This window comes from Polaromonas sp. P1_E1_2 (genome assembly GCF_056406035.1).
Map to the genome: position 1 here is coordinate 1 of NZ_JBFUAZ010000646.1, position 2365 is coordinate 2365.

Genomic DNA, 2365 nt, shown 5'->3' on the forward strand with positions numbered 1-2365 from the left:
GCCATGAGCTGCGCACTCCCGCCACTACGATCCGCGGCGAGGCCGAGATCGCGCTGCGCGGTGGCGACAAACCGGGCGATGAGTACCGGAAGGCGTTGACGCGCATCGTGGGCGGCGTGAACCAGCTTACCCATGTGATCCGTGACCTGATGCTGATCGCCAAAGCCGAGGCCGACCAACTGGTGATGCAGCCAACCCCCGTAGACCTGCGCGCTTTGCTGGGCGATGCGGCGGAGCAGGCTGCCGCCCTGGGCTCATCACATGGAGTGCAGGTTGAGCTTCTCTTTCGTTTGTCCGACGAAAAAGAGGATGGCGAGAGAGTTGATGCGCTGTCCAGTGGGGCGGTCACGGTGTATGCCGATGCTGACCGGCTGCGCCAGGCGCTGGTGATCGTACTGGACAACGCGGTGCACTATTCGGAACGTGGCACCACAGTACGCGTGAGCCTGCGGAGCGCGCTGGGAGCTGTGGAGATTTTGGTGCGCGACGAGGGCATCGGCATTGATGCGGACGAGCTGCCTCGCGTGTTCGAACGCTTTGTGCGCGGCCGCAGGGCGCGCGCGCACCGTGCCGATGGCACGGGCATCGGCTTGTCGATTGCACAAGCCATCGTGCAAGCGCATCAGGGCCGCATCGACATCGAAAGCGAGCCGCAGCACGGCACGGTGGTGTGCATCGCGCTGCCGCTGGCGCCCGCCGAGCCACGCTCAGCAGCGGATGCCACAAGTGCCCGGCAAGGAGGACAGTCGTGAACATCCTCGTAGTGGAAGACGACGCGCGCGTGGCCGATTTTCTGGTGCGCGGGCTGAGTGCCGAAGGCTACCGCGTGGAGTTGGCCCGCACCGGTCCCGAGGGCCTGGCCATGGCACGCAGCGCCGAACCCGGCGTGCTATTGCTGCTAGACCTGATGCTGCCCGGCCTGAGCGGCCTGGAGTTGTGCCAGACCTTGCGCGCCGAAGGCCACCACATGCCCATGCTGATGCTCAGCGCGCTGAACAACACCGAGGACAAGGTCAATGGCCTGCGCCTGGGCGCGGACGACTACCTGACCAAGCCCTTTGCGTTTGAGGAACTGCTGGCCCGCATCGAGGCCCTGCTGCGCAGGGGCCGCGAGCAACGCTCGCGCGCCAGCACCCTGCAGGTGGCTGATCTGGTGCTGGACCTGGAGCGCATGCAGGCCAGCCGCGCAGACCGCCCCATCGCGCTCACGGCACGCGAACTGGCCTTCCTGGAGCTGCTGATGAGCGCGCCCGGCCGCGTGTACAGCCGCGAACGCATTCTCTCCAACGTCTGGGGCACCAATGAGGATCCGCTGACCAACGTGGTCGACGTGTATGTGCGCCGCCTGCGCGCCAAGATCGACGAAGGTCACGCGCTCGCGCTCATCAAGACCGTGCGCGGCTTTGGTTACCGGTTGGATGCCACGACAGACTGATTTGAGTGCCGTGCGGGCAGATCAGTTGCCGCTAAACGGCAGCGAGGAGTGGTGCACGATAATGCGCAGCTTGCCCGCATCGTCCTTGGCGAAGGCCCAGGTCTTGTCTACGGTGGTCACCTTGCCGTCTTTGCCCGTGAACATCACGTTGCCCATGGTGCTGGCTGAGTCGCCGGTGATGAAAACGGCGGCATTGGAAATCTCGCACTTGGTCCACCCCTTCAGCGCGAAGCCGGTGTCCTTGGGGTATGCCGGGTTACCCCCCACGAAATAGGAGAGCGCTCCCTCTCGGGTAGTGCGGAAGGTCTGGGGTACCTCAGTCAAGGTCGGCTTGAACAGTACCGCCCCCATCTGGTAGCCGTATGCACCGTCGATTACTTTCTCGGCCAGGGCTTTGGCTGCCGGCTGGCCGCTGGTGGTGTTCACCGTCGAGATATCGATCAACGCCTTGCACCAGGCTTGCTGAGCAGCCAGCACCTCGGTTTCGGAGATGGCGTGGTTGACCACCGGGCCCTTGGCTGCGGCCGGCAGGATGGCTCCTCCGATCAGGAAACTGGCAACAGCAATACAGGTAAATTTTTTCATGGATTTCTTTGATTGAAGTGGTTTAGCCCCGCCCGCAACCTGTGTTGCTGCGGCGAGAACTAGAGTTCACCAAAGCGGCATGAACACGTTCTGAACTCCGGGTTACAGCGGCGTGAGCAGCGCATGAATATCAGATGAACGACCATCTCGCGCCCGCACCTCAAGAGGGCCTGTTGGCCGATTTCAGGTAGCGCTTAATTGGGTACCGAAAGAGCCTTGGATTTCCGGCATAAAGCAGTCCAAGTAATTGTCCGCACCCCCGGCAATGGATTCGATGGCCGTCCACAGTGAGGGGTAATCGCCCCAGTGCTCGCGCACCATGCGTACAGCGCGCTCTCGTACTTC

The 2365-nt window shown here is 63.1% G+C and carries 3 protein-coding genes; 2 read left to right on the forward strand and 1 reads right to left on the reverse strand.

The features are described from left to right. Both AC1D1P_RS21210 and AC1D1P_RS21215 read left to right on the forward strand, forming a co-directional pair. A partial coding sequence (locus AC1D1P_RS21210; protein WP_477674323.1) for a sensor histidine kinase occupies positions 1-752 on the forward strand: 752 nt, incomplete at its 5' end. After that, positions 749-1435 (forward strand): response regulator transcription factor, encoded by a 687-nt coding sequence (locus AC1D1P_RS21215; RefSeq protein WP_477674324.1) that lies wholly within the window; start codon positions 749-751, stop codon positions 1433-1435. The genes AC1D1P_RS21210 and AC1D1P_RS21215, both read left to right, overlap by 4 nt. 21 nt (positions 1436-1456) lie before the next feature. Here AC1D1P_RS21215 and AC1D1P_RS21220 read toward each other — a convergent pair whose 3' ends face one another. Continuing rightward, positions 1457-2020: a hypothetical protein gene (locus AC1D1P_RS21220; RefSeq protein WP_477674325.1), complete on the reverse strand. Its 564-nt coding sequence runs from the start codon at positions 2018-2020 to the stop codon at positions 1457-1459. Positions 2021-2365: the final 345 nt, after the last annotated feature.

Bases quoted from the DNA above. Each gene is read 5' to 3' on its own strand.
- AC1D1P_RS21220 (WP_477674325.1), bottom strand. From the start codon at position 2,020: ATGAAAAAATTTACCTGTATTGCTGTTGCCAGTTTCCTGATCGGAGGA.